Annotated in this window: 1 protein-coding gene; it reads left to right on the forward strand. The window is 60.0% G+C overall.

What is annotated here, in order from left to right; genetic code table 11:
• Window positions 1-198: 198 nt before the first annotated feature.
• Window positions 199-932, forward strand: a 734-nt coding sequence (locus B2W96_RS06330) for a M20 metallopeptidase family protein (RefSeq protein ID WP_293009442.1), incomplete at its 3' end; no start/stop codon positions are given.

A 932-nucleotide genomic window follows, 5' to 3' on the forward strand; every position in this document is an offset into this window, starting at 1 on the left:
TCCTGACAGGGCCGGGTATCCCGGTATGAAACTTAAACAGCGTTCGCTGCCAATTGGCGGCGAACGCTGTTTGTCATCTTTTCCTGATTTTCAGGAGTTCTCTTCTCTGTTCTTGTGGGGTTTTGACAATTCCGTTTTGCCCCCTGTCTTTTTGCTTTGTGCGGTGCTATACTGAGCGAAAAAAAGGGAGGTGGCGGCATGGACTCCGTCATCACGTATCGCCGAACGCTGCACCGCATCCCGGAGCTGGACAATGAACTTCCAAAAACCCTTGCTTTTGTGCAAAGTCGGCTGGAGAAGCTGCGCTGCCGGCTTTCATGGCCTATTAAGGGCAGCATCTGTGCGTTTTTCGATGTGGGAAGGGCAGAGACGGTGGCCTTTCGGGCGGATATGGACGCCCTCCCGGAGACGGAGGAAACGGGTCTTTCCTTTTCCTCGAAGCATCCGGGCCAAATGCACGCCTGCGGCCACGACGGGCACACCGCCATGGCTTTGGCGCTGGCGGAATACGTCGACAGTCATCTGGACCATCTGCCCAGAAACGTACTTATTATTTTTCAGCCTGCGGAAGAAACCACCGGCGGCGCGCGGCTGATCTGTGAAACAGGGCTTTTGGAGCGGCTGGAGGTCCGCCGGATTTTCGGGCTGCACCTGTGGCCCGGTCTTCCGGAGGGAACGGTGTGGGCGAAGCCCGGCCCACAGATGGCCCGGGCCAGTCAGATTACCGTGAACATCACCGGAGAAAGCGTTCACATCTCCCGGGCCGATCAGGGCCGGGACGCACTGCTGGCCGCCGTGGAGCTGGTGCGCCAAGTGACGGAGACGGAGCGGAGTGCCCTGCCCCCGGAGGACCCCCGCGTTTTGCGGTTCGGCACGCTGCACTCTGGGGACGCCCGGAACGTGGTCAGCGGCCACTCGGAGCTTTTGGGCTG

The organism is Oscillibacter sp. UBA6647 (assembly GCA_002455655.1).
In the GTDB taxonomy this organism is placed as follows: domain Bacteria; phylum Bacillota; class Clostridia; order Oscillospirales; family Oscillospiraceae; genus Oscillibacter.